The sequence below is a fragment of the Proteus faecis genome (assembly GCF_030286765.1).
GTDB classification, from domain to species: domain Bacteria; phylum Pseudomonadota; class Gammaproteobacteria; order Enterobacterales; family Enterobacteriaceae; genus Proteus; species Proteus faecis.
In genome coordinates this window covers 675,321-700,999 of sequence record NZ_JASVWV010000001.1, presented here as the reverse complement: position 1 = coordinate 700,999, position 25,679 = coordinate 675,321, and the positions used below count along the sequence as shown (strand labels likewise).

Annotated in this window: 21 protein-coding genes; 10 read left to right on the top strand and 11 right to left on the bottom strand. The window is 38.1% G+C overall.

The annotated features are described in order from the left end of the window. The first annotated feature begins 809 nt into the window (after positions 1-809). The 4 genes from QSH13_RS03330 to QSH13_RS03315 all read left to right on the top strand — a co-directional run bounded on the left by QSH13_RS03330 (position 810) and on the right by QSH13_RS03315 (position 6,483). Positions 810-2,366: a [FeFe] hydrogenase, group A gene (locus tag QSH13_RS03330; protein ID WP_109398094.1), complete on the top strand. Its 1,557-nt coding sequence runs from the start codon at positions 810-812 to the stop codon at positions 2,364-2,366. Between the two features lie 18 nt (positions 2,367-2,384). After that, positions 2,385-3,215, top strand: coding sequence for a 4Fe-4S dicluster domain-containing protein (locus QSH13_RS03325; protein ID WP_196544425.1), 831 nt, complete (start codon positions 2,385-2,387; stop codon positions 3,213-3,215). Then, positions 3,212-4,357, top strand: a complete 1,146-nt coding sequence (gene nrfD / locus QSH13_RS03320; protein ID WP_109398092.1) for an NrfD/PsrC family molybdoenzyme membrane anchor subunit — start codon at positions 3,212-3,214, stop codon at positions 4,355-4,357. The genes QSH13_RS03325 and nrfD overlap by 4 nt, the downstream gene beginning before the upstream one ends. A gap of 92 nt (positions 4,358-4,449) precedes the next feature. Beyond that, positions 4,450-6,483: a TonB-dependent receptor plug domain-containing protein gene (locus tag QSH13_RS03315; protein ID WP_196544424.1), complete on the top strand. Its 2,034-nt coding sequence runs from the start codon at positions 4,450-4,452 to the stop codon at positions 6,481-6,483. Between the two features lie 75 nt (positions 6,484-6,558). Here the strand turns inward: QSH13_RS03315 and dps are convergent, their stop codons facing one another. Together dps and rhtA are read right to left on the bottom strand one after the other, a co-directional pair. After that, positions 6,559-7,065, bottom strand: a complete 507-nt coding sequence (dps, locus tag QSH13_RS03310; protein ID WP_006537560.1) for a DNA starvation/stationary phase protection protein Dps — start codon at positions 7,063-7,065, stop codon at positions 6,559-6,561. Positions 7,066-7,341: 276 nt separating this feature from the next. Next, positions 7,342-8,232 (bottom strand): threonine/homoserine exporter RhtA, encoded by an 891-nt coding sequence (gene rhtA / locus QSH13_RS03305; RefSeq protein ID WP_109406469.1) that lies wholly within the window; start codon positions 8,230-8,232, stop codon positions 7,342-7,344. A 330-nt stretch (positions 8,233-8,562) separates the two neighbouring features. Between rhtA and QSH13_RS03300 the strand changes: the two genes are divergently transcribed. Beyond that, positions 8,563-9,141 carry an LOG family protein gene (locus QSH13_RS03300; RefSeq protein WP_109398089.1) on the top strand — a complete coding sequence of 193 codons (579 nt, stop codon included), beginning with the start codon at positions 8,563-8,565 and terminating at the stop codon, positions 9,139-9,141. 9 nt (positions 9,142-9,150) lie between these two features. Then, a complete protein-coding gene (locus QSH13_RS03295) occupies positions 9,151-9,615 on the top strand; it encodes a GNAT family N-acetyltransferase (RefSeq protein ID WP_286038821.1) in 465 nt (154 codons plus the stop codon). 91 nt (positions 9,616-9,706) lie between these two features. Here the strand turns inward: QSH13_RS03295 and QSH13_RS03290 are convergent, their stop codons facing one another. From QSH13_RS03290 to moeA, 3 genes are all read right to left on the bottom strand, one after another. Further along, on the bottom strand, positions 9,707-11,407 hold the full coding sequence (locus tag QSH13_RS03290) for an amidohydrolase (protein ID WP_286038820.1): 1,701 nt from the start codon (positions 11,405-11,407) through the stop codon (positions 9,707-9,709). A 269-nt stretch (positions 11,408-11,676) separates the two neighbouring features. Further along, positions 11,677-12,444: a molybdopterin-synthase adenylyltransferase MoeB gene (moeB, locus tag QSH13_RS03285; RefSeq protein ID WP_109398086.1), complete on the bottom strand. Its 768-nt coding sequence runs from the start codon at positions 12,442-12,444 to the stop codon at positions 11,677-11,679. A gap of 5 nt (positions 12,445-12,449) precedes the next feature. Next, a complete protein-coding gene (moeA, locus tag QSH13_RS03280; protein WP_109398085.1) occupies positions 12,450-13,691 on the bottom strand; it encodes a molybdopterin molybdotransferase MoeA in 1,242 nt (413 codons plus the stop codon). A gap of 205 nt (positions 13,692-13,896) precedes the next feature. Between moeA and QSH13_RS03275 the strand changes: the two genes are divergently transcribed. From QSH13_RS03275 to yeiB, 3 genes are all read left to right on the top strand, one after another. Then, on the top strand, positions 13,897-15,057 hold the full coding sequence (locus QSH13_RS03275; protein ID WP_109398084.1) for a YbfB/YjiJ family MFS transporter: 1,161 nt from the start codon (positions 13,897-13,899) through the stop codon (positions 15,055-15,057). 156 nt (positions 15,058-15,213) lie between these two features. Then, entirely contained in the window at positions 15,214-15,873 is a 660-nt protein-coding gene (folE, locus tag QSH13_RS03270; RefSeq protein ID WP_109398083.1) for a GTP cyclohydrolase I FolE, read from the top strand. A gap of 14 nt (positions 15,874-15,887) precedes the next feature. Next, a complete protein-coding gene (gene yeiB, locus QSH13_RS03265) occupies positions 15,888-17,039 on the top strand; it encodes a DUF418 domain-containing protein YeiB (RefSeq protein WP_196544421.1) in 1,152 nt (383 codons plus the stop codon). On the opposite strand, the gene sanA is transcribed toward yeiB, so the two are convergent. The 6 genes from sanA to metG form a co-directional block, all read right to left on the bottom strand. Beyond that, positions 17,036-17,767 carry an outer membrane permeability protein SanA gene (gene sanA / locus QSH13_RS03260; RefSeq protein ID WP_109398081.1) on the bottom strand — a complete coding sequence of 244 codons (732 nt, stop codon included), beginning with the start codon at positions 17,765-17,767 and terminating at the stop codon, positions 17,036-17,038. The genes yeiB and sanA overlap by 4 nt on opposite strands. 140 nt (positions 17,768-17,907) lie before the next feature. After that, positions 17,908-19,605 (bottom strand): NAD-dependent malic enzyme, encoded by a 1,698-nt coding sequence (locus QSH13_RS03255; protein ID WP_109406467.1) that lies wholly within the window; start codon positions 19,603-19,605, stop codon positions 17,908-17,910. Between the two features lie 213 nt (positions 19,606-19,818). Continuing rightward, the gene (gene cdd / locus QSH13_RS03250) at positions 19,819-20,703 is read right to left on the bottom strand and encodes a cytidine deaminase (protein WP_109398079.1); all 885 of its coding nucleotides are present in this window, start codon (positions 20,701-20,703) and stop codon (positions 19,819-19,821) included. Between the two features lie 199 nt (positions 20,704-20,902). Next, positions 20,903-21,598: a CidB/LrgB family autolysis modulator gene (locus tag QSH13_RS03245; protein WP_109398215.1), complete on the bottom strand. Its 696-nt coding sequence runs from the start codon at positions 21,596-21,598 to the stop codon at positions 20,903-20,905. Positions 21,599-21,600: 2 nt separating this feature from the next. Continuing rightward, positions 21,601-22,074, bottom strand: coding sequence for a CidA/LrgA family protein (locus QSH13_RS03240; RefSeq protein ID WP_286038819.1), 474 nt, complete (start codon positions 22,072-22,074; stop codon positions 21,601-21,603). 134 nt (positions 22,075-22,208) lie between these two features. Then, the gene (metG, locus tag QSH13_RS03235) at positions 22,209-24,236 is read right to left on the bottom strand and encodes a methionine--tRNA ligase (RefSeq protein WP_109406466.1); all 2,028 of its coding nucleotides are present in this window, start codon (positions 24,234-24,236) and stop codon (positions 22,209-22,211) included. 204 nt (positions 24,237-24,440) lie between these two features. Here metG and apbC point away from each other — a divergent pair, with 204 nt between their 5' ends. Continuing rightward, a complete protein-coding gene (gene apbC, locus QSH13_RS03230; protein ID WP_036912151.1) occupies positions 24,441-25,553 on the top strand; it encodes an iron-sulfur cluster carrier protein ApbC in 1,113 nt (370 codons plus the stop codon). The last annotated feature ends 126 nt before the right edge of the window (positions 25,554-25,679 follow it).

Below are 25,679 nucleotides of genomic sequence, written 5' to 3'. Positions count from 1 at the left end.
TTTATAATTCATTTTTATATGATTAATTCTGGAATATTTTTATATAGATAATTTTTTTATTGTTTATTTTATTTTTATTAAAAATAAAATATATAAAATGTTTAAAATGACTCACCTTATCTTATTGCTATTTTAAAAATTAATTTTTTATATTTAAAATGTAATAATTTATTTACAATATAGAATGAAATTATAACAATATTGAATGAAATTATAATTTTGTTATTTTTTTTGAATTAAGAAAAAGTATATACTTTATTTAGATTTTTTATCATTCATTTTTATTTTTAGTTTAATAAAATAAATAAGAAGTTATATTTTTTATTTTATTTATCAATTAAGATAAACGCTCAATAAATTAATAAAAAATAACAACACTAATAACATATTGATTATTAAGTTTATTTTATTGTTTTTTTTAATGTTTTTTTTGTATGTTGGTTGTGTGTATTAATTGTTTTTTATTTGTATTTTGACATTTATCAATAAAGTCAACTATATTTTATCAATGATGCGCTATAATGTTTTCTTTAAATTTTTCTTCAGTACAATATATACATTAATAACACCCTATCACTTATTTGAATTTAAAAATCTCTCCTGATTTTCTTAAATGAAACGATGATTGCTGATAGGGTGTTTTATCCAATAAAATAATTTCTTTAAGGTTAATGCTTATTTTAAGTATTGATCTTTTTATTAATATAATTATGTAAATATATTTAACAAAAATAAGCTTTAATTATTTATATATTATTACTTTTAAACGGTAATTTTATTTATATATTAAAGCAGGAGCATTGTAACAAATGAAATCTATTCTCCCTACAAAAGAAGAAAGTGACGAGAAATTATTATCTCGGCGTTCTTTTTTTTCATTTGCTGGAAAGATGAGTCTTGTAGCTGGGGTAACTGCTGTTACTACCGGATGTGATGGTAATGTTTCGGGAGGTACTGGCTGGGTTCCTGAGCAATATAATGCGAAAGGCACTTTCCCTGTACAAGTCCGAGGCCGAATTCCTATTGATCCTAATAATGTAGCAATTTGTCGTGATGATAAAAAATGCATTTTATGTGGTCAATGTGTTGAGGTGTGTGAAAAAGTACAAACGGTGATGGGAAATTATAATTTACCGTTAATTGATAGCGTGCCTTGTATTGATTGTGGGCAATGTACACTTTGGTGTCCAACAGGTGCGATAACAGAAGTTGATGATACGGATAAGGTGATTAGGGCTTTATTAGATCCAACATTGCATGTTGTTGTTCAAACTGCGCCTGCAACACGAGTGGCATTAGGGGAAGAGTTTGGTATGCAACCGGGTAAGGATATTGAGTTACTGCAAGTTGCTGCACTGAGAAAACTGGGTTTTGATAAAGTTTTTGATACAAACTTTTCGGCTGATCTGACCATTATGGAAGAAGCCTCAGAATTACTGCAACGAATTCAAAATAATGGTGTATTACCACAATTTACATCGTGCTCGCCGGGTTGGGTTAAATTCTGTGAGATGTTTTATCCTGAATTGATCCCTAATTTATCTTCAGCAAAATCACCCATGACAATGTTGGGCACGATGATAAAAACCTATTATGCCAAAGAGCAAAATATCGATCCTACCAAAATTGTCTCTGTTGCCATTATGCCATGTACCGCTAAAAAATCAGAAGCAGCACGTCCTGAAATGAATGGCGCTAGCGTGTTATGGGAAAAACCCAATCTTCGTGATGTTGATATCGTGCTAACAACAAGAGAACTCGCCAGATTAATTAAAAGCCACAATATCAATTTAACGTCTCTTCAACCCGCAAATTATGATCGCTTAATGTCGGAATACAGTGGTGCCGGTGCCATTTTTGGCGTAACAGGGGGTGTAATGGAAGCGGCTGTCAGAACCAGTTACTACTTTATTACGGGTGAAAGACCACCTGAGCCGTTATTTAATTTACAACCTGTACGTGGATTAGAAGGCATCAAAGAGGCAGCTGTAGATATTCCAGGAGTGGGGGAGATCCGCGTTGCGGTTTGTTCTGGTATGGGAAATGCACGCCCGGTTTTAGAAGCAATTCAAAAAGGGGAAAAAGAGTGGCACTTTGTTGAATTTATGGGATGTCCTGGAGGTTGTATTGCGGGTGGTGGACAACCTCGTTCGGCATTACCGCCTTCAGATGAAATACGAGCTTTACGCATGAAAGCGCTTTATAGCAAAGATGAACGCGCCACCATTCGCTTAAGTTATGAAAACAGTGAAATTCAAAGTATTTACGAACAATTTTTAGGCGAACCTTGTAGTGAGCGTGCTCATCAGTTGCTTCATACGCATTACCAAGATCGCAGTATTCATTTTAACAAAAAGAAAGCTTAAAGATTGAGGAAACACATTATGTCTAAAGGTGTATTAGTCGATCTTACAAAGTGTATCGGCTGCGGTAGTTGTACAGTTGCATGCAAAATGTACAACGAAAATAAATGGATAGAAGACAGACAACCCACAAGTGGTGAGAATGCTAAACTTGCGGATGAAAACTGGACGGTTATCAAAACGGTCACGGTTGAAAAAGAAGATAAAGCGGTTTGGCGTTATGTTAAAGAGCAATGTTTTCACTGCATTGATCCCGCGTGTGCTTCAGCGTGTTTTGCAAAAGCCTTTCAAAAAACACCAGCAGGGCCAGTAGTTTACTATCCTGATCTCTGTGTGGGTTGCCGATATTGTATGGTGGCTTGTCCTTTTGATATCCCTAAATATGAGTGGGAAAAGTCACTTCCTTATGTCACTAAATGCATGATGTGCTCATCGCGTGTAGAAGAAGGGCAATCACCCGCATGTGTCGCGGTCTGTCCTACTCAAGCGTTGATATTTGGTGAGCGCCAAACTTTATTAGAAAAAGCCAGAGAAACCATCACGAATAATCCAAATTATGTTCAGCATATTTATGGAGAGAAAGAAGTGGGAGGGACTGAATGGCTCTATATTTCGGATGTGTCGTTTGAAAAACTAGGTTTTAAAACAGGGTTAACTGAAAAACCACTCTCTTCTTATACCTCTGATTTTATGAAATATACGCCGATAGCAGGCGCTACATGGGCTGTGATTTTAGGGGGTATTGCCATGTTTAATCACAGAAAAGATAAAGTGAGCCACGATGAAAAATCCTATCAGAATCTAGAACATAACCAGAATAACACTGATGAAGAAACAAGGAGATCAGAATGAGTGTTATCGATAATTCGACCTACTTTGGTAAGTGGCGTTTTCCTATGACACCAGTACGCTGGGTACTCGTTGCTATCAGTTTGATTGCCGTAGGGCTTATCTTATTTCGTTTAGTCACTGGATTGGGACTAGTGACCAATCTTAATGATGAATGGCCTTGGGGGCTTTGGATCTCTTTTGACGTGATGTGTGGTGTGGCATTAGCAGGAGGCGGATATGGTACGGCGTTAATTGTTTATGTGTTTAAACAAGAACAATTTTCAAGTATTGCCCGAAGTGCAGCATTAACGTCATTAATTGGTTATTTATTGGTGATGGTTGGGCTTTTTCTTGATATTGGGCAATGGTGGAATTTCTGGCGCCCATTAGTTTCTCAAGGTCATAGTTCAGTATTATTTGAAGTCTTTATTTGCGTTTCTGTTTATACCAGCGTGCAATTAATAGAATTTGGTGAAGTGGCTACTGAGCGAATTGGACGAAAATATCATCCGTTTTTCCGTAAAATATTACCAGTATTGTTAGTTATTGGTATTGCAATTCCATCAATGCATCAATCATCACTTGGGGCACTTTATTTATTAATGGTCGATAAATTACATCCATTATGGTGGTCGCCAATTATTTTCTTCCAATTTTTGATTTCGTCATTCTTTGTGGGTCCCGCCATGATTGCTGTTGAAACTGCATTAGCAGGCCGAGCATTTAATCATAAAGTGCCAATACCGGTATTAAGTGGATTAGTTCGAGTTTCAGGTTATGCAATGCTGGTTTATTTAGTATTGAAATTCGGCAGTATTATTATGGAAGATAAAGTACATTACCTTTTTGAAGGTAGCTTTGAATCCTTATTTTTTTGGATTGAGGTCGGTTTTGGCGTTATTGTTCCATTAATTATCTGCTTCTCTCCATTAATAAAACGTCGTCGCTGGCTGGTGACCTTTGGTGTACTAGTGGCTTTAGGGGTTATTTTAAACCGTTATAACGTAGTAGTGACTGGTATGGTAACATCAACGGGTGTCTCTTATTGGCCATCGCTACCAGAATTAACTATCACTCTTGGTCTGGTTTCAATGGGAGCGCTTGCTTATTTATTTATCTGCGAAAACTTCCGTATTATTGAACATGAAGACGCCAAACATTAATTAACTTAATGCCCAATTTTATTGGGCATTTTTTATAAATAAAACTAAAAAATATTTTTATTTTTTCTTTAACGATAAATAGAACGATAAATATGCTTATTTTAAAAAAATCTTTATGGTTTATTTCATTCTCTTTGCTTTCGATTACACCACTATTTAACTATTCCCAAGCGAGTGAAAATAAACTGGAACATATTATTGTCACTGGACAAAAAGAAGAACATACATCAAATCGCATTTATAACATTGAGTCTGAAAAAATAAGTAATATAGCTGGAGGAACCAATTTAATTACAGTTAATCATGAGAGCCGCTTATTAACGTTGAATGATGCCTTAAAGAATCAACCAGGTATTGTGATACAAAGTTTATTTGGTGGATTAGATCAACCTCGTTTAAGTATTCGCGGTTCAGGTGTTCAAAGTGCGCCACTTTCTAGAGGGGTGTTATTACTCCAAGACGGATTACCTCTCAATGAAGCCGATGGGAGCTTTCACTCAAGTATGATTGATGTACGAGATGTACAATTTATTAGCATTCGCCGTGGTGCAAATAGTACACAATTACAAAGCAATAACTTAGGAGGAGAGCTTGATTTTATCACTTATACAGGACGAGATAATCAAAATCAATTGCGTTATGAACAAGGTTCTTTTGGACGTCAAGGTCTACAAATGGCGTTAGGTGGTTATAGTGATGATCATCCTATTGATGCCAGAATAAGCCTAAGTTATGACCATTATGATGGGTATCGGGAGCATTCTGCTTCTCAACGTAAAACAATACGTTCAACATTAGGGTATACCTCAGGCAACTTTGAAAACAGAACATGGATTAATTGGACTGATCTGCGTTTCGATGTTCCCGGCCCTGCAACATCACAAATGCTTGCAAATGATCCCAAAAGTGTATTACCTGCTATCCAGAAGAAAGATCCCCATCGTAATGTGGAGCAAATACGCATTATGAATAAGTCAACGTGGGATCTCGGTGCTCATGATATTCAACTAGGATGGTGGTATTCACAAACACATGATAATTTCAAAACACCCAGTCATTATCAATTTGTGAATTACTATACGAAAGGCGCTCAATTTAATTATAAATTAGAAACCCAGCATATTAGTTATCGTGCAGCGTTAGCTTGGGATCATTCGATAATGAAAGATGATATCGAGAAAAATCCCAAAGGTTGGTTAGGTCGATATGATGGACGAGCTGAGAATATTTATGCATCTTTAGGCGCAGGAATACATATTAGTAACAGTGTGTTATTTAATTTAGATATAAAAGGAACATATGCGAAAAGAGATGTATTTTCGGGTCATAATTCCCTTGCACAATCCTTTAATTTCTTAACACCTAAAGTTGGGCTGATTTGGTATCCTAATTACAAAACACGTTTATTTGCTAATGTCAGTATGAGCCAAGAGCCAGCTTCTTTTAATGATATTATTAACCCTAAAGCACCGTTAAATAAGGTCAATCTGTTAAAGTTTTCGCCTCAAAAAGCAACTAGTTTTGAAATTGGTAGTGATATTGAATTAACTGATAATATTAGTTTGAGTACTGCGCTTTATCGCAGTTTTATTAAAGATGAATATATTACATCCCACGATCAAAACGGGAATATTGTCGATATTTATAATTATCCTGCTAAAACTCGTCATCAAGGTGTCGAATTTACTATAAATGCCATTCAACCTCTTCGTGTAGGGGATTTTCTCTACCGCGCAACATGGACGTATAATGATTTTCGTTTTATGGGCGGAGAATATAACCGAAAATATATTGCAGGTGTTCCTAGAAATCTTATTTCGGGTGAAATTAACTACCAATTAAATGGATTGAGATTCGGTCCTACAGTGTATTGGTCACCAACAAATGTTGCTGTTGATCATGGCAACCATCTTAATCTTGAAAAGAGTAAACCCTATGCATTATTAGGATTTAATGCACACTATCAATATGACAATATATGGTTGACTTATCTTAATTTAGATAACATAACCAATAAACGTTATGCGGCAAGTACGTTAGCTAATCCAAGTGTGAATAAAAATAATGCTTTATTTTTTCCAGGAAATGGTTTTAGCGTTAATGTTGGCGTTGTCTATAAATTTTAACTAAATCGAAAATAGAGAAAGGCGGTCTTAAATGACCGCTTTTCTCATTATTAACAATGTATTGTTATATGTTAATTAGTTCTCAATATTGGCTTCAATGAACCATAAGAATTTATCAAGATCACGCGATGCGGCTGTAAACATATCGGCGGTATCTTCGTCTTCAACTTCGTCAATAGCTTTGCGAATATCATTAGCAACAACTGCATAACGATCAGCCAGCGCTTTTAGGTGATCTTGTACATCATGGATATCCAGAGGATACGCTTTTAAGGGGGTTTTCTTACTCACCACTTGTGCCGTACCCAATACAGTGCCACCTAATTGGACAACACGCTCTGCAAACTCATCAGTGTGCTGATTAATGGTATCGCGGAAACCGTCAACCATCTCATGAACAGAAATAAAGTTTCTGCCACGCATATTCCAGTGCGCTTGTTTTGTGATGAGAGATAGGTCGATAAACTGCGTCACCATCTGTTGCAATAGTTCGATAGCATGAAGTTTTACACTGTCATCGAGGTTATTACGGGTATAAAGCAGGCTTGAAGGTGTGGATTTGACTAATTTAGCAGTACTCATAATCGTTCTCCCTAAATAATTAATAACTCAATATCTTAATTTCTGTTAATTATGATAGTGAATTATTAATGGTTAGTCTTATCGATTGATACTATTAAATTGATAGGTCATCTATTTAAAAAAAACTAATCTATCGAAATAACCTATTTAGGTTAGGACAATGTGCGTAAAATAGCAATGATAGATCAGTAAAGTTATTATTTAATAAGTAAAAAGGATCATAAGATCCTTTTTAAATTAATATTTATTTGTTATTGAGCAAAATGAGTTAAATATCTATTTTACTTCCTCAATTTTGGTTTTGCTTTTCATGGTTACTGTTGAACCTATAGAGGCTAACACAATAAAGGCAAGAGCAATCCATTGAATTAATGTCAAATGTTCGTGTAAGAAAATAATACCAATAAAGGCACCCATACATGGTTCTAAGCTCATTAAAGTACCGAATGTTTTAGCTGGTAAACGTGTAAGAGCAATCATTTCTAACGTATAGGGGAAAGCGGTTGATAAAATCGCAATAGCTAATGCAACAGGTAAAATTGACCAGCTAAACATAATATCAGGACTACTTTGCAACATACCAATAGGTACAAAAATAAAGGCAGCAACTAATGAGCCAATTGAAACTGTTGCCGCGCCATAGCCTTTACCTGCACGTTGCCCGAATACAATATATAATGCCCAACCTACACCAGCACCCAGTGCATAAAGAATACCTAGAGGATCTAATCCATGAATATTATCGCCAATAGGGAGTAATAACCCTAATCCAGCAATGACTAAAATTATCCATAAAAAGTCGATAGCTCTGCGCGATGAAAACATGGCAACAGCTAAAGGTCCTGTAAATTCAAGGGCAACAGCAATACCTAAAGGAATGGTTTCAAGCGAGAGGTAGAAAAGGTAATTCATTGCCCCTAAAGATAAACCATATAGAAACAGTGGCATAATTGATTCTCGATTAAACTTGAGTCGCCACGGTTTAAAAATAAAAAAGAGGATCAACGTGCCCAATAATAGACGTAATGCCGTTACAGCTGGGGCACCAATAACAGGAAATAGGCTTTTAGCAAGGGATGCGCCACTTTGAATTGAAAGCATAGAGAGAAGCAAAAGAAGCACAGGGTAAAATACCTGTAATTTAGCTGAGTGCCTGGCTGACAACATCCTATAAAACCTCGTCAATAATCAATCGTATGTGTTCTCTGTTAACAGCTAACAAAGGATCGCATAATATAAAGTAAAATTACCCACTTTAATATAGCTACTCATTAATAAATATTTTTTATTTTAATTTTGTTTAGTGAACTTGGCTAAAATATAAATTAATTTATATTTAACAAAATTAAAAATAACTTCTCATAAATATAAGTGTTAATAATGATTAAATATATATATGCGATAAAAAGCGTAAAAACACTTTTTTTAACCTTTTTTATTAAAAGTACCTTCAGTATAATTCCAAGCTCGTTTTAACTAGCTAAAAGAGAATAAAAAATGAGTAAAATAAAATCTATCGCAGTGTATTGTGGTTCTAGTTTAGGGGCTTCACCTATTTATAAAGAACAAGCAATTATTTTTGCTAAAGAGCTGGTTAAACGTAATATTACCTTAATTTATGGTGGTGCCAGCGTCGGTATTATGGGCACTCTCGCTGATACTGTATTAGCCGAAGGCGGAAAGGTGATTGGTGTTATTCCTGTATTATTAGAAGGCCGTGAAATTTCACATAAAAATCTGACCGAGCTACATGTCGTTGAAACAATGCATCAACGTAAAAGCAAAATGATTGAATTAGCTGAAGGTTTTGTCGCTTTGCCTGGAGGTTTTGGTACATTAGAAGAGTTTAGTGAAGTCTTTACTTGGAGCCAAATTGGTTTACATCAAAAACCGTTAGGCTTGCTTAATATCAATCAGTTCTATTCTCCATTATTAATGATGATTGATAAAATGGCTGATGAACAATTCTTACATGAAAAATATCGAACTATGGCGATTGTGGAACAATGTCCTATTCAACTTTTAGATAAATTTGAAACATATATTGCGCCACCAGTAAAAACCTATAACAAATAAAGGTAAAAAATGATAATAATAAGAAAAGCAATTTTGTCTGATATAGAAGAAATTAGCACGCTTTACACTTATTTATTTAATGAAATGGCGAAGTTACAACCTGATCGATTAAAACCGGGTGAGCAAGATGAAGCTTTTATTATTAATGGAATAAAAAATAATAAGTTTCATCTTTTAGTAGCAGATTTAGACGGTAAAGTGGTTGGATTTAGCATGGCGCAAATTCAAGAAACACCGATGTTTAACTGCTTAGTTCAACGTAAATATGCTTATATTTACGATATTATTGTTGACCCTTCCATTCGTAGCCAAGGCGTAGGTAGCTTGCTATTAACAGCAATGAAAGAGTGGGCTAAATCAGAAAAAATGACTCATCTTGAGTTATCTGTATTAGCTGAAAATGGTGCGGCTAAACGTTTTTACCAGCGTGAAGGGTTAAAAGAAGTGAGCTCCGTGATGGGGATTGCTTTATAGCAGATCCAATTTACGTTAATTCTCATAGGATTAAGTGCGTAGATAAAAATAAACCCGCTTCAACGGCGGGTTTATTAATTATATTATTCAGCTAAATTGTGGGTTTCCCCGCAATGATCGTACACAATACCCTGACATTTTCAACATCTTCTGCCGATATTTCAAACAAGTTTCTATCTAATACAATTAAATCGGCAAATTTTCCGACTTCTAGTGATCCAATTTGCTTATCCATATCTAATGCTTGAGCGGCATTAATAGTCGCTGCACGTAAAACTTCAATTGTCGTAAGGTTACGATCGTTATCAAGACGTGGGCTTGTTGCATCTTTTTGGCGAGTCATCGCGACTTTAAAATCGTACCATTCATTAAGTGGATCAATCGGCCAATCGCTACCAAAAGCAACAGTAACACCTGCATCAATAAATTTGCCAGCAGTCTCTAAATAGTCACAGCGAGATTTACCTAGCATTTCAATATCTTTTTCGATATTGCTCTGTTCTACTGCTGCCCATTGGAAGGAGAGAAAAGGGTAGGCTTTTAGTTGTGTAAAGCGGGCGTAATCTTTTTCACACATCAATTCATTATGTGCAAGTCCCGGTCTTATGTCTTTTTCAGGTAACGCTTTACGCATTACACTAATTGCATCAAGTGCTGTACTAATGGCACCTTCAGCAACAGTATGAATATGAGGATGATAACCCGCACGGGCAATCTCAGTGATTAGTGGTGTTAAAATTTCAGGTGAGAAATAGAGATCGCCAATATGTTCAGAGTTTTGCCAGTGTGGCGTGTCATCAGTACCAACATTAATACGATAAGGTGAGTGTAAGCGCGCTGTCATAATCGGTGCTTGTAATACACCATCAAGGAAAAGTTTGATATGGCGGATCGCAACACTGGGTTGAGCGCCATTGCTGATTTGATGCCATTGTGAAAAGCGAGTAGTAGCATGGTGTACAGCGTTTGGAATATCGTCAATACACGCTACATCATCTGGCGTGATTTCAACGGCATTCTCTATACGAAGAGTCAATTCGCCTGTTTTTCTTAATGTATTAAAGGCACGTAATTGAGGCTCACCCACACGAGCATCCATAATGGTGGTCACGCCTTGTTGATTTAATAATTTTTGAACATGGCGAGCTATCTGTAAATTTTGAGCGTCAGTCAATGGAGGTAAACTATCAATGGCTTGCATTGCTGGTGCATCTTCAAGAATACCAATAGGTGTTCTATCACCATCACGTTCAATGTTTCCATCAGGGGGATCGGGCGTTTCTGCGGTGATATTTAATAGCGCTAGAGCGCGAGAATTAGCAAGAACGCTATGGCAATCACTAGAAAAGAGCAAAATAGGGCGGGTCGTATTTAAGGTATCAAGGTGGTAACGTGTCATTTGCACGCCTTCTGGTTGCATACCCTCTCGATACCATGCGGAGACTTTTAACCATTCGGTATCACTATCGATAAAGTTTTCATCAAGGTAGTTCTGAATACGCAATAAAATGTCATCGATAGAGAGTGATTGATAATCAAGATGGCAACCTGCTAACGTTGCACCTCCCCAGAAAGGGTGCATATGTGCATCAATAATGCCCGGCATGACCATTCTTCCCTGCAAATCAATCTGCTCTGTATTTTCATTGCAGTAAGAAAGTAACGCCTCTTTTTTACCTGAAGCAATAATGATACCTTGCTCGATCGCGATGGCATCAACAATATTGTTATTATGATCAGCGGTATAAATAAGTCCGTTGTAATAGAGAGTGTCTGCAATTTGAAATGTCATTCTTCTACCTTGTATTGCTTTTTTAGCACATAGAATGCGTGCTTAAATGATGGTTTTGCTTATAGGGCATCCTGTTGCGTTTTGACGCGGGCGGTCATAGTAGAATTAAATCAGAGTGAATACTACAAGCTTGTTACATCGACTTAACGAAAAATACGACTTAGAAGGTGGATTAAAATGTGTAAAAAACAGTTTAATACCTCTATTTTTGAGAGAAAGTAAGGTAAGTTTAAATCGGTTAGACTTACCTTATCTTGGATAAAAAGTGGTTAGTTGTCTGGTAAATTGGCAGAACACACTTCGCAATGTGGATTTTTAGGTAATTTGAATTCGCGAAATTGCATTCTCATTGCATCAAACATCAATACTTTACCATGTAAATTTTCACCGTAGCCAGTCAGTAATTTAATGGCTTCAACGGCTTGTAATGTGCCAATAGTACCTACTACGGGTGCCATTACGCCAGCTTCAACACAACTTAATGCATTATCACCAAAAAGATGACTTAAACAGCGATAGCAAGGCTCGTCTTCTTGATAGGTGAACACACTAATTTGTCCTTCCATCCGAATAGCAGCACCAGAAACGAGCGGTTTTTTCTGCTGAAAGCAGAGGCGATTAAGTTGTTCACGCACTGTCACATTATCAGTACAATCCATAACCATATTATGGTGGCTAATAAGCTCTGATAAAGCTTCATCTTCAAGTAATGCATCAACGGTTTCTATCGTGACATGAGGATTAATTGCTTCTAATGTTGCTTTTGCAGAGAGTACTTTAGGTTGACCAATCGTGGCGTCGCGATGAAGAATTTGGCGTTGCAGATTAGAAAGGGAAACGGTATCAAAATCTAATAATGTGAGTTTCCCTATACCTGCGGCTGTAAGATATTGCGAGGCACTACATCCTAAACCACCTGCGCCAACAATCAATACAGAAGCGCTTTTCAGCGCTTCTTGACCATCAAAATCAAAGCCTCTTAATACGATCTGGCGATTGTAGCGTAGTGTTTCTTCATCCGTTAATTCAATACTCATAAAGGCTATTCACTTTTTAATAGAGAATTAAATAGTTCGATAGTCACAGTTTCGCCCGCAGCGACTTTACCGCGTTCACGCTCTAAAACAATAAAGCAGTTAGCGACACTAAATGAGCTATAAACATGAGAGCCTTGATGTCCTGAAGTATCGACTTGCCATTTGCCATCTGCATTGATACTGGCGATACCTCGTTGAAAATCTAAGCGACCTACTGATTTTTTCAATGATGATTGAGCAATAGCTTGGAAACGTTGTGGTGCTTTCCAATGGCTAAATCCTGACAAACGAGCGATTAAAGGTTGGACTAATTGGTAGAATGTCACCGTTGCCGAGACTGGATTACCTGGTAAACCGCAGAACCATGCGTTGTGTAACCGACCAAAAGCAAAAGGTTTTCCTGGTTTGATCGCTAATTTCCAAAAACCAATTTCACCAATTTCATCAAGAATTTGTTTGGTGTAATCGGCCTCGCCCACAGAAACACCCCCACTGCTGATCACTAAATCTGCTTCTTGATCAGCCTTTTTAAAGGTTTCACGCAGTTTTTCTGGTGAATCAGGAATAACGCCTAAATCTAACACTTCACATCCTAGTTTTTCTAGCATTAAACGTACTGCAAAGCGATTAGTATCATAAATTTGTCCCGCTTTTAATGGCTGACCGATAGTTTGTAATTCATCACCAGTTGAGAAAACAGCTACTTTTAAACGACGATAAACGTGTACTGTTGCTACACCTAAAGAGGCAATTAAAGGTAATTGCGCGGTTGAAAGTTTAGTACCAGCAGGTAATACAATGTCGTTTTCTTTAATATCTTCACCAATCCGGCGAATATTCTGGCCTTTTTTTGCCGGCTGTAAAAAACGAACACCATGCTCAGTTACTTCAGCTTCTTCTTGCATAATGACAGTATCAACACCAGTAGGAACCATTGCTCCTGTCATAATGCGTACACATTGCCCAACAGGGAGTTCTCCCTCGAAAGGGATCCCTGCAAACGATTTACCTGCAATAGGAAGTGGAGCTTGGGCTTCTAAGTCAGCGTAACGAAGTCCGTAACCATCCATTGCCGAATTATCAAAAGGGGGAACATTCAGTGGAGATGTAATATCTTCACTTAGAATATAATCTGCGGCGTTATTTAATGGAATGTTAAGGGTATTGGTAATTGCCAGCGGTTTTTCAAGTAGTTTTTCTAGCGCTTCATCAAGAGATAATAAACCGCTAACGTGACATTGACTCATCATATACTCCAAGATCTATCAAAATGTTCTTTTTTATTTCATGATACTAATCTATCACGATGAACATCATCATGTCAGAGATCATCTTGTGAATAGAAAGAAATGAAACTTATTATTACGAAAATGTTAGTGTGTTGGCGGTAATATGTTACTTGTTCTGCTATTAATGAGTAGCATATTTAAAATGATAAAATAGTGGATATCCATGAATACTTCAAATCATCAAAGTCATTCAGCGCAAGCTTTTCATATCGCTTTTAGTGGGTTTCTTGCTTTAGTTGTGGCAATGGGAATAGGGCGCTTTACATTTACACCACAAGTGCCGTTGATGATTGCAGAATATCAATTAACACTGACAAGTGCGGGTATTGTCGCTGCATTTAATTATCTTGGTTATCTTGCGGGCTCCTATGATGCGATGAAAGCCGTTAAAGGTGTGGGATATCGCTTGTGGGCTGGTCTTTGGGGAGCGGTGATAATTACGCTGCTGTCTGCTTTTTTAAATGATGCATTTACACATAGTATTGCACGATTTTTTATTGGCTGGGCAAGTGGTTGGACGTTAGTGCTAGTGGCTTCATGGGCTAACGAATTACTGGCTCGTCTTAATCGACCAGCATTAAGTGTGGCTGTTTATGCCGGAACTGGCGCAGGTATATTTATTAGCGGTATTCTTGCTGTGTTTATAATGAAATGGCAAATGAGCGCGATGGCGGGATGGTTAATTTATGGTTCTCTTGCTTTTATTTGTGCCCTATATGTGAGCTACTATCTTCCTAAGCCTTGGTCAATGAGTAGAGAAGCAGTAAACGTTGCCCCTTTAACGCTAACTCCCGCGATGAAAAAGCTGATTTGGGGTTATACTTTTGCCGGATTTGGTTATATTTTACCTGCAACATTTCTTTCTCAAATGGCGGCAGAACGCTTTCCAGGAAGCCTAATTGCGCAATTTGTTTGGCCTGTATTCGGTGCTTCTGCGGCATTATGTATTGGGATCGCTATTTTAACGCGTAATGTATTAAATACGCAGTTACGTTTAGCTATTACGCTTTGGTTACAAGCATTAGGTATTTTGATTGCAGAGTGGCTTCCGACAATAACAGGGCTTGCGATTGGCGCTTTCTTAATTGGTGGCGGTCTTATGTGTGCGGTACAGCTGGCTTTTTTACGAGGTAGAGAATTAGCGCCTGAGCATGGGCGTTATATGGCGGGTTTACTCACTACTTTTTATGCTATTGGACAATTAGTTGGCCCTGTCATTTCTTCACTTTCAACGGCATTGACGGGAAAATTAGAACCCGCACTTTATGTTGCCTTTATTGTATTGATAATCGGCGGTTTTCTGGTGTGTTTAAAAGAAAAATAGCTTAGCAAACAAAAAATAGTCCATACAAAAATGCAATAATTTCATAACGAAAAATGCGGTATTGCTGGATAATGTGATTGAGGTCATCTAAAGTGTAAGCTGTTGTTGCTAAGCGCGATAACAGCTACTTAATTAATGTGTTTATCGGAGAGTCCAATGTCATCATTAAGTAAAGAGGCGCAATGGGTGCACGCTGCGTTAGTCGAACGCGGTTTGGAAACGCCTCTTCGTGAACCACAACTCTCTCCAAGTGAGAGCAAGCAGCAAATTGAACATCATATGACAGAAGTGATGAAGCTGTTAAATCTGGATTTAAGCGACGATAGTTTAGCTGAAACACCTCGTCGTATTGCTAAAATGTATGTTGATGAAATTTTCTCAGGGCTGGATTACCACAACTTCCCAAAAATCACGCTAATTGAAAATAAAATGCAAGTTGATGAAATGGTGACGGTGCGAGATATCACATTAACAAGTACTTGTGAGCATCATTTTGTCACTATTGATGGTAAAGCGATTGTGGCTTATATTCCAAAAGATAAAGTGATTGGGTTATCTAAAATTAATCGAATTGTGCAATTCTTTGCTCAGCGCCCTCAAGTTCAAGAACGTTTAACACAGCAAATTCTTATCGCATTACAAACGTTACTCGGTACAAAAAATGTGGCTGTTTCTATTGATGCGGTGCACTATTGTGTTAAAGCGCGAGGCATCCGTGATGCAACGAGTGCAACGACAACAACTTCGTTAGGTGGATTATTTAAATCTAGTCAAAATACGCGTCAGGAGTTTTTGCGCGCTGTTCGTCATATTTGAGATTTTAAATAAAAATGAATGAATCGTCTCATCAGCGTATCGAAGCACTTGATGCGTTGAGAGGAATGGCGATCCTTGGCATTTTATTGCTCAATATTTCAGGTTTTGCATTATTAAGAGTGGCTTCATTTAACCCATTACATTCGGGAGAAGCCTCTTTTGGTGATCGTATAACATGGATGGCATTAAATCTGTTTGCTCAAGGAAAATTCCTCTTTATTTTTGCGTTACTATTTGGTGGTACGCTTTATCTGCTTTTGTATAAAGGGATGCGTTTTAATTTATCGCGACTCGTTGTATTGGCATTGATTGGGGTTATTCACACATTATTTATTTGGGAAGGTGACATTTTATTTCCATATAGTATATGTGGTTTATTTGTTTTTGCGTTTATCAAATCAATTGCGACAAAGCACCAATTTATATTAGGCGCGGTACTCTATTTTTGTGGTGCGCTTATTTTAGGTGCGTTGTTTTATTATTATCGTGATTTTATTGATACCGTTTGGTATAGCACACCATATTCTCAATTATCTGAATCAGATTGGAAAACAGGGCCTTATTTAAATAGTGTTTATTATCGTTTAAATGAGCTAACGCTGTTTGTTTTTAATCTAGTACGTCAATACAGTTGGTTTTTGTTTGGTGCGATGTTGATGGGAGCAGCATTAATGGCATCAGGCTGGTTGCAGCAGAAATTTAGTCGCGCTCATTATGGTCGTGTAGCACTTTATTTCCTCACAATAAGTTTAAGCTTACAAACGGTTATTGTGCTGGTGGATTATTATCTTGATTGGGATTACCGCTGGGCGGCTATTTTAGCACAGCCTTTAACTATGCTGATACAAGTGGTGCAAAGTTTGGGATATATTGCGCTGTTCTATTGGAGTTGGAATAGTATTCAACATTCTTATTTTGCTTATGCTTTACGTTGTGTTGGCAAAATGGCGTTAACGACCTATTTAATGCAAAGTGTTATTGGTATTTATCTATTTCAGCGTATGGGGTTATTTAACCAATTTACTTTACCTGAGCTGATGCCTTTTGTTGTCGTCATTTGGGCAATTAATATTGCTTTTGCTGTGATTTGGTTACGTTATTTTCCGCAAGGGCCAATAGAGTGGATCTGGCGCAAATCAGCCTCAAAATTAGCACAATTTTTTTAGGTTTTTTCATGATTATTTTCATTCAGAGGAAGTGATTCGACTTCCTCCGGTGAAACCGCAGGATAACCTTTAATGCCTTCAGGGATAGATTGTATTGCGGGGATCGTTTCTGGTGGCCCTAAAAAGCGGGGTTCGCGGTTTAGAATATAAACATCAATCATTGCACCTGCTCTTGCAAATACTTCGCGTACACGCACTTTAAACATGCTTTTTGGGGATGCAACCGCAAAGCATTGCGCATCAATTCCTTTTTCTAATGCGATAAAAACAGCACGTTCACAGTGAAAACGCTGAGTAATAATGGTAAATCCATCTGTACCAAACACCTCTTTTGTTCGTACAACTGAATCGAGTGTTCTGAAACCCGCAAAATCCATCACAATACGAGAGGCAGGAATGCCTGCTTTAATGAGATCTTTACGCATCGTATTTGGCTCATTATAGCTATGTTTTGCATTATCACCGCTAAGTAATAAATACTGAATTTTGCCACTATTATAAGCATTAACAGCACCTTGAATACGGTATTGATAAAACTGATTTATATAACCGCTGGTATAGTACTTCGATGTACCTAACACCATACCCACTTTTTTAGCGGGTAATGTATCCACATCTTCAAAGATATAAGGATTAGTTTTCCAGCCGATCCAACGATCGCAGGCAATCAAAATGACTGCAAGCAGCATAAAAAGTGTGAGAAAGAGATAAATGAGGCGTTTTAGCATGTCCTTGCCTTAATGACGCAAATAACCAATGACTTTCATAATGCTTAAGGCTACTTGAGCAGGAATAGGGAAGCAAGAAAAAAGCGCCTCATATTAAGTAATGACGCGCTTTTCAGAATGGTACTTAGTGTTTCAAGCTACTAGAACGAGGTTCTTTTGTAAATACGGTACTCTGGTGCCCAATAGTTACGTTCAATCGCTTCTTCTAATGCTGAATCAGACGTAACAGTAGCAACACCTTGTACTTGTGCTTGTTTGGCAACTTGTTTTGCGATGTAGCGCGAAACTTGTTGAATATCAGCCAGTAAAGGTAACAGAGAACCATCACCTTCTTTTGCCATTGGAGAGCAATCTGCTAATGCGCGGCTTGCAACCATTAACATGGCATCAGTAACACGCTTCGCACCACATGCGATAACACCTAACCCAATACCTGGGAAGATATAAGAGTTGTTACATTGTGCAATTGGATACTCTTTATCTTTGTATTTAACGGGTGCAAATGGGCTACCTGTGGCCACTAAAGCTTGTCCATCAGTCCAGTTGATAATATCTTCAGGACGCGCTTCTACACGAGACGTTGGGTTAGATAATGGCATTACGATAGGACGTTCACAGTGTTTGTGCATTTCACGAATAATTTCTTCAGTGAATAAACCTGCTTGTCCTGAAACACCAATCAAAATAGTTGGTTTTGCATTCTTAACCACTTCTAGCAGTGAAATTGCATCACTTGCGGTTTCCCAATTAGCAATGGTTTCGCTTTTTTGGATAAGTTTGCTTTGGAAATCCAGTAAATTTGGCAGTTTGTCTGTTAATAAGCCGAAACGGTCAACCATAAAGATACGTTCACGCGCTTGCTCATCACTTAAACCTTCAGATTTCATTTGGGCAATGATTTGCTCAGCAATACCACAACCTGCAGAACCAGCACCTAAGAAAGTGACTGTTTGGTCTTTTAACTGGCGACCAGCAGCACGACTTGCTGCAATTAGGCTACCTAAAGTGACCGATGCTGTACCTTGAATATCATCGTTAAAGCAACATAGTTCATCACGATAACGGTTTAATAAAGGCATCGCATTTTTTTGTGCGAAATCTTCAAATTGTAATAAAACATTTGGCCAGCGACGTTTAACTGCTTGGATAAACTCATCAACAAATTCGTTGTATTCATCACCTGTAATGCGAGGATGACGCCATCCCATATACAGAGGATCATTTAAACGTTGTGGGTTGTTAGTACCAACATCAAGTACAACAGGCAGTGTGTACGCTGGGCTAATACCACCACACGCGGTATATAAAGAGAGTTTACCGATAGGTATACCCATACCACCGATACCTTGGTCACCTAAACCGAGAATACGTTCGCCATCTGTTACAACAATGACTTTGACGTTCTGTTTCGTGGCGTTTTGTAGCATATCGTCGATATTGGCACGGTTAGGGTAAGAGATAAATAAACCGCGAGCTCGACGATAAATATCAGAGAAATGTTCACAAGCTTCACCCACTGTTGGCGTATAAATGATTGGCATCATTTCAGTGAGGTGAGATTCCAATAGACGGTAAAACAGGGTTTCATTGGTATCTTGGATATTTCGTAGGTAAATATGTTTATCGTTATCGTTTTTGAAATCAAGATATTGGCGATAAGCGCGTTCAACCTGCTCTTCGATGGTTTCAACTGCTTCTGGCAGTAAACCATGTAAGTTAAAGGTGCTGCGTTCTTCTTCGCTGAAAGCACTACCTTTATTTAACAGGGGAAATTCAAGCAGGATTGGGCCTGCATACGGGATGTAGAGAGGGCGTTTACTTTCGTGTTCCAGTTCCATGAAAAATACTCTTGTAAGGCAGTTAGTCACATGACAATTGTAGATCCTACAAAATAATAAAAATATGTACAGCTTATGTTATTTTTTTATGATTTTTATGCTTAGAAATGAGAGATAGATACAGTTGTTACAACTTTTTCTGGTAAGCATCAGCAAAATTTACATGCTGATGCTTTTTTAGGAGCGATTTTTAGAGGAATAAGTTAAAATTTTTTACAAAGTGATGCGTTGCATCTGGCGACAACCTAAAGCCATTAATGTGGCTTGAGTTGCATCCCATTGCGTTAAAATGGCTTCTGCTTTTTCAATTAAGACAGCCGATTCAATATCCATCACACTCTCACCTGCCATATTTAATAAAATCAATGCGGCTTGTAATGGCGGAAGACTTGGGTTAAATGCAGCATTTTCTGCGTAGCTACCTTGGAAAATTTTGCCACTTTTCATTTGCACAGCAATACCACTGTGCGACTCACTATAAGGTGCGTGGCTACGATTAGTCGCTTGTAGCGCCTGTTGCGCTAACTCACTAGGGTTATCAATTTTGTAACCGTGATTAACTTTGTCCATTAATAAAGAGGTGATATTAAGATCTTTTGGGCCAAAGCTATCAGGTAAATAATCACCCAATGTTGCCATTTTTCTACCCGGTAACTGAATTTGAATATGGGTGCCACTGTTCAATTCGTTCATAAACTGGCGACAATGACCACAAGGTGTATAGTTAACGGTGACTGAAATTAAGCGAGACTCACCACGTAACCAAGCATGAGTTACAGCACTTTGTTCAGCGTGAACAGTCTGTTGTAGTGGGGCGCCAGCAAATTCCATATTGGCACCGAAGTAGAGATTACCACTCTCACCACGTGCAACCGCACCGACTTTAAAATTAGAGATTGGTGCAACAGCACAAGCAGCAGCAACCGGTAAAAGTGCGAGGGCTAAGGCATCATCATTACATTGTAACTGAGTTTTTATGGCATTGACCTGCTCTGCCGTAAACATTGCAGGGAATTCATCCTGCTCAAGATAAGGAGCAAGCGCTTGTTGCAACTGAGGGGATAAATCTGACCAAACTGCCTGAAAACGAGTATGCATACATGAGTCTCCCATTAATCTTTCTGTATTGTAAGATTCTAGGCATCTTTACTCACTCTTATATGTGATAAAAGTCATGTTTTCAATGAAACAATTGCAACAAATTCATTAATTGAGAGATATATCTCAAATTTATAGTGAAATCCCCGAAATAAATTTAATTAAATCGGGGATTTAAGAATAGAGGGTAAGAAAGATATCAACTATAGAGATGTAAAATAATAGGGAAGATAAATGGCGCAGTAAGGGAAGTAATAATCCCGCAAGTCATTAAGGCCAATGAGCTGTAAGCCCCCTCAATATAATCGATTTCTGCAGCTCGTGCTGTTCCCACTGCGTGAGATACGGTTCCCATAGCCAAACCACGAGAGGCGTGAGTAGGAATACGCAGTAGCTTAAATAATGTATGACCAAAAATGGCACCTAAAATACCTACTGCAATAACACATGCAGCACTGATTGCAGGAATACCACCTATGGAGTCTGCGACAGCCATTGCAATTGGCGTTGTCACTGATTTAGGTAAGATTGATGCGGCAATTTCAGGTGTTGCACCAGCCCATAATGCAATGGCTGTGCCACTGGCCATCGCAGCAATACTACCAATAAAGCAAATACTGATTAATGATTTCCACTGTGCACGAATTTGGTGTAATTGCTGATAAAGTGGTATAGCTAAAGCGACAACGGCGGGTTGCAGTAAGTCATTTAAAACTCGACTACCTGCGAAATAATTTTCGTAAGGCACTTTGGCTATTAACAAAATAGGTATAATTACCACAATAGCAATTAGCAGAGGATTTAAAATAGGCAATTTAAATCGGGCTGCAAGCTTACGAGCTAAGTAAAAAATAAAAATACTTAAAGGAAGTGACCACCAAATATTCATTAATATAGCTAACATTTTCTCTTCTCACTTAACGCTTTATCATCGTCTTTCTCTTTTGTTTCAACAATATCTTCAACTTGGTCTGGTTTCGAACCCACGATAACGCGCTCGCGATGAACATAGTGTGAGCAATAGGCAACGAGTGCCATAACACCAAAGGTACTCACGACGCAGGCTAAAACGATGGGAAAAAGTTGCTGACTTAACAAATCATAATAGTTCATTACACCAACCCCGATGGGGATAAAGAGTAATGACATATTTTTTAAGAGGATATTTGCACCAGGTTTAACCCAACGCACAGGGATAAGCTGAAAAGCCAGTAAACCAAAAAGAATTAGTAAGCCAACAATACTGCCTGGAACCGCGAAGGGTAGAAGGGCTGAAATAAGATTACCAGCGAAGAGACAAAGATAAAGTACCAAAAAAGATCGTAGATAATGCCAAAGCGTAATCTGCAATCGTGCCCGTTTAGATTTCATAAGTAAGTGTCCCAAATCAACTAACAGAATTATCATACACCGATTTTGAAAGTGTGCTATGGATCACAATAAAAAAAAGGCGGGGCTCTAATAGAACCCCGCCATTCATTTATTTTGTAAATGAATTTTAGTCGTTATTTCACTTGCTGACCCGGTTTTGCACCAGAATCTGGGCTGAGTAAGAAGATATCTTTATCGCCAGGACCTGCCGCCATTACCATGCCTTCTGAAATACCAAAACGCATTTTACGAGGAGCTAAGTTTGCCACCATTACCGTTAAGCGACCTTCTAACACCTTAGGATCAGGGTATGCAGTACGAATACCTGAGAATACTTGGCGAGTTTCGCCACCTAAGTCCAGAATTAATTTCAGCAGTTTGTCTGAACCTTCAACTAAATCTGCTTGTTTAATTTCAGCAATACGCATATCGATTTTCGCAAAATCATCAAAGTTGATGGTTTCTTGAATCGGCGAATCTGCTAATGGGCCTGTTATTTCTTTTACTGGCGCAATGGTACTTTTTGATGCTTCAACCATGGCATTGGCTTTATCCATTTCAATGCGATTAAACAGCGCTTTGAATTTAGTGATCTCTTGGCCTAACAGCGGTTTTTCAAGCGCATCCCATGTTAATTGAGTTTGTAAAAAGGCTTCTGAACGCTCTGTTAGTGAAGGTAATACTGGTTTTAAATAAGTCATCAATACGCGGAATAAGTTAATTCCCATAGTACAGATTGCTTGTAACTGAGCATCTTGACCTTCTTGTTTAGCCACGATCCAAGGCGCTTTTTCATCAATGTAACGGTTAGCTTCATCAGCTAATGCCATAATTTCACGAACAGCTTTACCAAATTCACGATTTTCAAATGACTGTGCGATAGTTTCTTTCATATCAACAAAGTGTTGATAAAGTTTAGCATCATCTAAAGAATCAGCTAATTTGCCATCAAAACGCTTGCTGATAAAACCCGCTGTACGTGATGCTAGGTTAACGACTTTATTTACAATGTCGCTATTAACACGTTGAACAAAGTCTTCTAAGTTTAGGTCAATATCGTCAATGCGTGATGAAAGTTTTGCAGCATAGTAATAACGTAGACAATCAGCATCAAAATGATCAAGATAAGCACGCGCTGTAATAAAGGTGCCACGAGATTTTGACATCTTCGCACCATTTACAGTGACGTAACCGTGAACAAATAAGTTGGTTGGTTTGCGATATTCGCTACCTTCTAACATTGCAGGCCAGAATAAGCTGTGGAAATAGACGATATCTTTACCAATAAAGTGATAAAGATCTGCTTTGCTGTCTTTATTCCAAAACTCGTCAAAACTTAAATCACCGCGTTTTTCACATAAGTTTAAGAATGAACTCATGTAGCCGATTGGTGCATCTAACCATACATAGAAATATTTACCCGGTGCATCTGGAATTTCAAACCCAAAATAAGGTGCGTCACGAGTGATATCCCACTGTTGTAAACCGCTGTCAAACCACTCTTGCATTTTATTCGCAACTTGCTCTTGCAGAGCACCAGAGCGGATCCACTCTTGTAACATATTGCTAAATGCAGGTAAGTCGAAGAAATAGTGTTCAGTTTCACGCATAACAGGCGTTGAACCTGATACAACAGAGCGTGGGTTAATTAATTCTGTTGGACTGTAGGTTGAGCCACAAACTTCACAGTTATCACCATATTGGTCTTGCGCTTTACATTTAGGGCAAGTGCCTTTTACAAAGCGGTCAGGCAAAAACATACCTTTTTCTTCATCATAAAGCTGAGAAATAGTTTTGCTTTTGATGTGACCATTTTTTTTCAGTGCAAGATAAATTTTAGTTGATAATTGGCGACTCTCTTCACTGTGTGTAGAGTGATAATTATCATAACTGATATTGAAACCCGCAAAATCCTGCTGATGCTCTTTGCTCATTTCTTCAATCATTGCTTCTGGCGTGATACCCAGTTGTTGGGCTTTTAGCATAATAGGTGTACCGTGAGCATCGTCAGCGCAGATGAAATGAACTTCTTTGCCGCGCATTCGTTGATAACGGACCCAGATATCTGCCTGAATGTGTTCAAGGATATGACCGAGATGAATTGAACCGTTAGCATAAGGTAACGCGCAGGTTACCAATAATTTATTCGCGACGTGAGACATAGTAAGGATCTTACTTCCATAAAATTAATAAAAGGGACTTTGATGTTAACCGATCCGTCATGATGTCGCTAGGGCAATAATTGAGTTTTTGCAAGAGAAATTTCAGTTGGCAAATTGAGGTAAGGCATTATCGTAGTCATCTACTATCTGATATGATAGATACACTCATATATTTAATAAATAATGAAAACGAGAGGAGCCGGGATGAGTGATAAATCCCCCGAGCAGACCACCCCTGAGATTCTGAACGAAAAAGTTTCAGGTGTCTTGTCTACTTTTGAACACCCAACATTGAAACGTAATCTGCTTTCTCTAAAAGCATTACATCAATGTGCGATGATTGACGATGTTCTTCATATCGAGTTAGTGATGCCGTTTGTTTGGAAAAAACCTTTCCAAGTCCTAATTGAAGAAAAGACCGCCGAACTTCGCAATATTACTGGTGCAAAAGCCATTGAATGGAAACTCAAGCATAATATTTCAACCTTACGCCGTGCAAATGATCTGCCAGGTGTTAATGGTGTGCGTAATATTCTTGCAGTGAGCTCTGGTAAAGGTGGCGTTGGTAAATCAAGTACAGCCGTTAACCTTGCGTTAGCTCTTGCACAAGAAGGCGCTAAAGTAGGTATTCTTGATGCTGATATTTATGGGCCGTCTATTCCGAATATGTTGGGGACCACAATGGAGCGTCCAACGTCTCCTGATGGACAACATATGGCACCGATTATGGCTTATGGTTTAGCGTCTAACTCTATCGGTTATTTAGTCACCGATGATAATGCAATGGTATGGCGTGGTCCTATGGCGAGCAAAGCATTAATGCAAATGCTTCAAGATACGCTGTGGCCTGACTTGGATTATCTGGTTATCGATATGCCACCGGGAACAGGTGATATCCAATTGACCTTATCTCAAAATATCCCTGTAACTGCTGCGGTTGTGGTAACAACACCACAAGATATCGCGCTGGTGGATGCAATGAAAGGGATCGTCATGTTTAAAAAAGTCAATGTGCCTGTCTTAGGTATTATTGAAAACATGAGTGCACATATTTGTAGTAACTGTGGTCACCTTGAACCTATCTTTGGTACTGGTGGTGCGGCTAAATTAGCAGAGAAGTATCATTGTCAATTATTAGGTCAAGTTCCTCTTCATATCTCTTTACGTGAAGACCTAGACCGCGGACAACCAACCGTGATGCGTGATCCTGAAGGTGAGTTTGCCGATATTTATCGCGAAATCGCATCTACAGTGTCCGCTCAAATGTATTGGGATGGTGATGCAATTCCAACGGAAATTTCTTTCCGCGCAGTGTAATTACAGTGGAATAATATCTTGAATTATTTGCTGATTTAAATGGAGAGCCATTTGGCTTTCCATTTTTATATGCAATTTCCGACTGTTTTTGATAAAAAACAAATAGATTTCTGGTTTTACGCTGGA

Coding starts and splice junctions, on each gene's coding strand:
- QSH13_RS03275 (WP_109398084.1), top strand. CDS start 13,897: ATGAATACTTCAAATCATCAAAGTCATTCAGCGCAAGCTTTTCATATC.
- QSH13_RS03315 (WP_196544424.1), top strand. CDS start 4,450: ATGCTTATTTTAAAAAAATCTTTATGGTTTATTTCATTCTCTTTGCTT.
- QSH13_RS03255 (WP_109406467.1), bottom strand. CDS start 19,605: ATGGAACTGGAACACGAAAGTAAACGCCCTCTCTACATCCCGTATGCA.
- moeA (WP_109398085.1), bottom strand. CDS start 13,691: ATGAGTCAATGTCACGTTAGCGGTTTATTATCTCTTGATGAAGCGCTA.
- rhtA (WP_109406469.1), bottom strand. CDS start 8,232: ATGTTGTCAGCCAGGCACTCAGCTAAATTACAGGTATTTTACCCTGTG.
- moeB (WP_109398086.1), bottom strand. CDS start 12,444: ATGAGTATTGAATTAACGGATGAAGAAACACTACGCTACAATCGCCAG.
- nrfD (WP_109398092.1), top strand. CDS start 3,212: ATGAGTGTTATCGATAATTCGACCTACTTTGGTAAGTGGCGTTTTCCT.
- folE (WP_109398083.1), top strand. CDS start 15,214: ATGTCATCATTAAGTAAAGAGGCGCAATGGGTGCACGCTGCGTTAGTC.
- QSH13_RS03290 (WP_286038820.1), bottom strand. CDS start 11,407: ATGACATTTCAAATTGCAGACACTCTCTATTACAACGGACTTATTTAT.
- sanA (WP_109398081.1), bottom strand. CDS start 17,767: ATGCTAAAACGCCTCATTTATCTCTTTCTCACACTTTTTATGCTGCTT.
- QSH13_RS03240 (WP_286038819.1), bottom strand. CDS start 22,074: ATGAAATCTAAACGGGCACGATTGCAGATTACGCTTTGGCATTATCTA.
- dps (WP_006537560.1), bottom strand. CDS start 7,065: ATGAGTACTGCTAAATTAGTCAAATCCACACCTTCAAGCCTGCTTTAT.
- yeiB (WP_196544421.1), top strand. CDS start 15,888: ATGAATGAATCGTCTCATCAGCGTATCGAAGCACTTGATGCGTTGAGA.
- QSH13_RS03295 (WP_286038821.1), top strand. CDS start 9,151: ATGATAATAATAAGAAAAGCAATTTTGTCTGATATAGAAGAAATTAGC.
- apbC (WP_036912151.1), top strand. CDS start 24,441: ATGAGTGATAAATCCCCCGAGCAGACCACCCCTGAGATTCTGAACGAA.
- metG (WP_109406466.1), bottom strand. CDS start 24,236: ATGTCTCACGTCGCGAATAAATTATTGGTAACCTGCGCGTTACCTTAT.
- QSH13_RS03330 (WP_109398094.1), top strand. CDS start 810: ATGAAATCTATTCTCCCTACAAAAGAAGAAAGTGACGAGAAATTATTA.
- QSH13_RS03300 (WP_109398089.1), top strand. CDS start 8,563: ATGAGTAAAATAAAATCTATCGCAGTGTATTGTGGTTCTAGTTTAGGG.
- QSH13_RS03325 (WP_196544425.1), top strand. CDS start 2,385: ATGTCTAAAGGTGTATTAGTCGATCTTACAAAGTGTATCGGCTGCGGT.
- cdd (WP_109398079.1), bottom strand. CDS start 20,703: ATGCATACTCGTTTTCAGGCAGTTTGGTCAGATTTATCCCCTCAGTTG.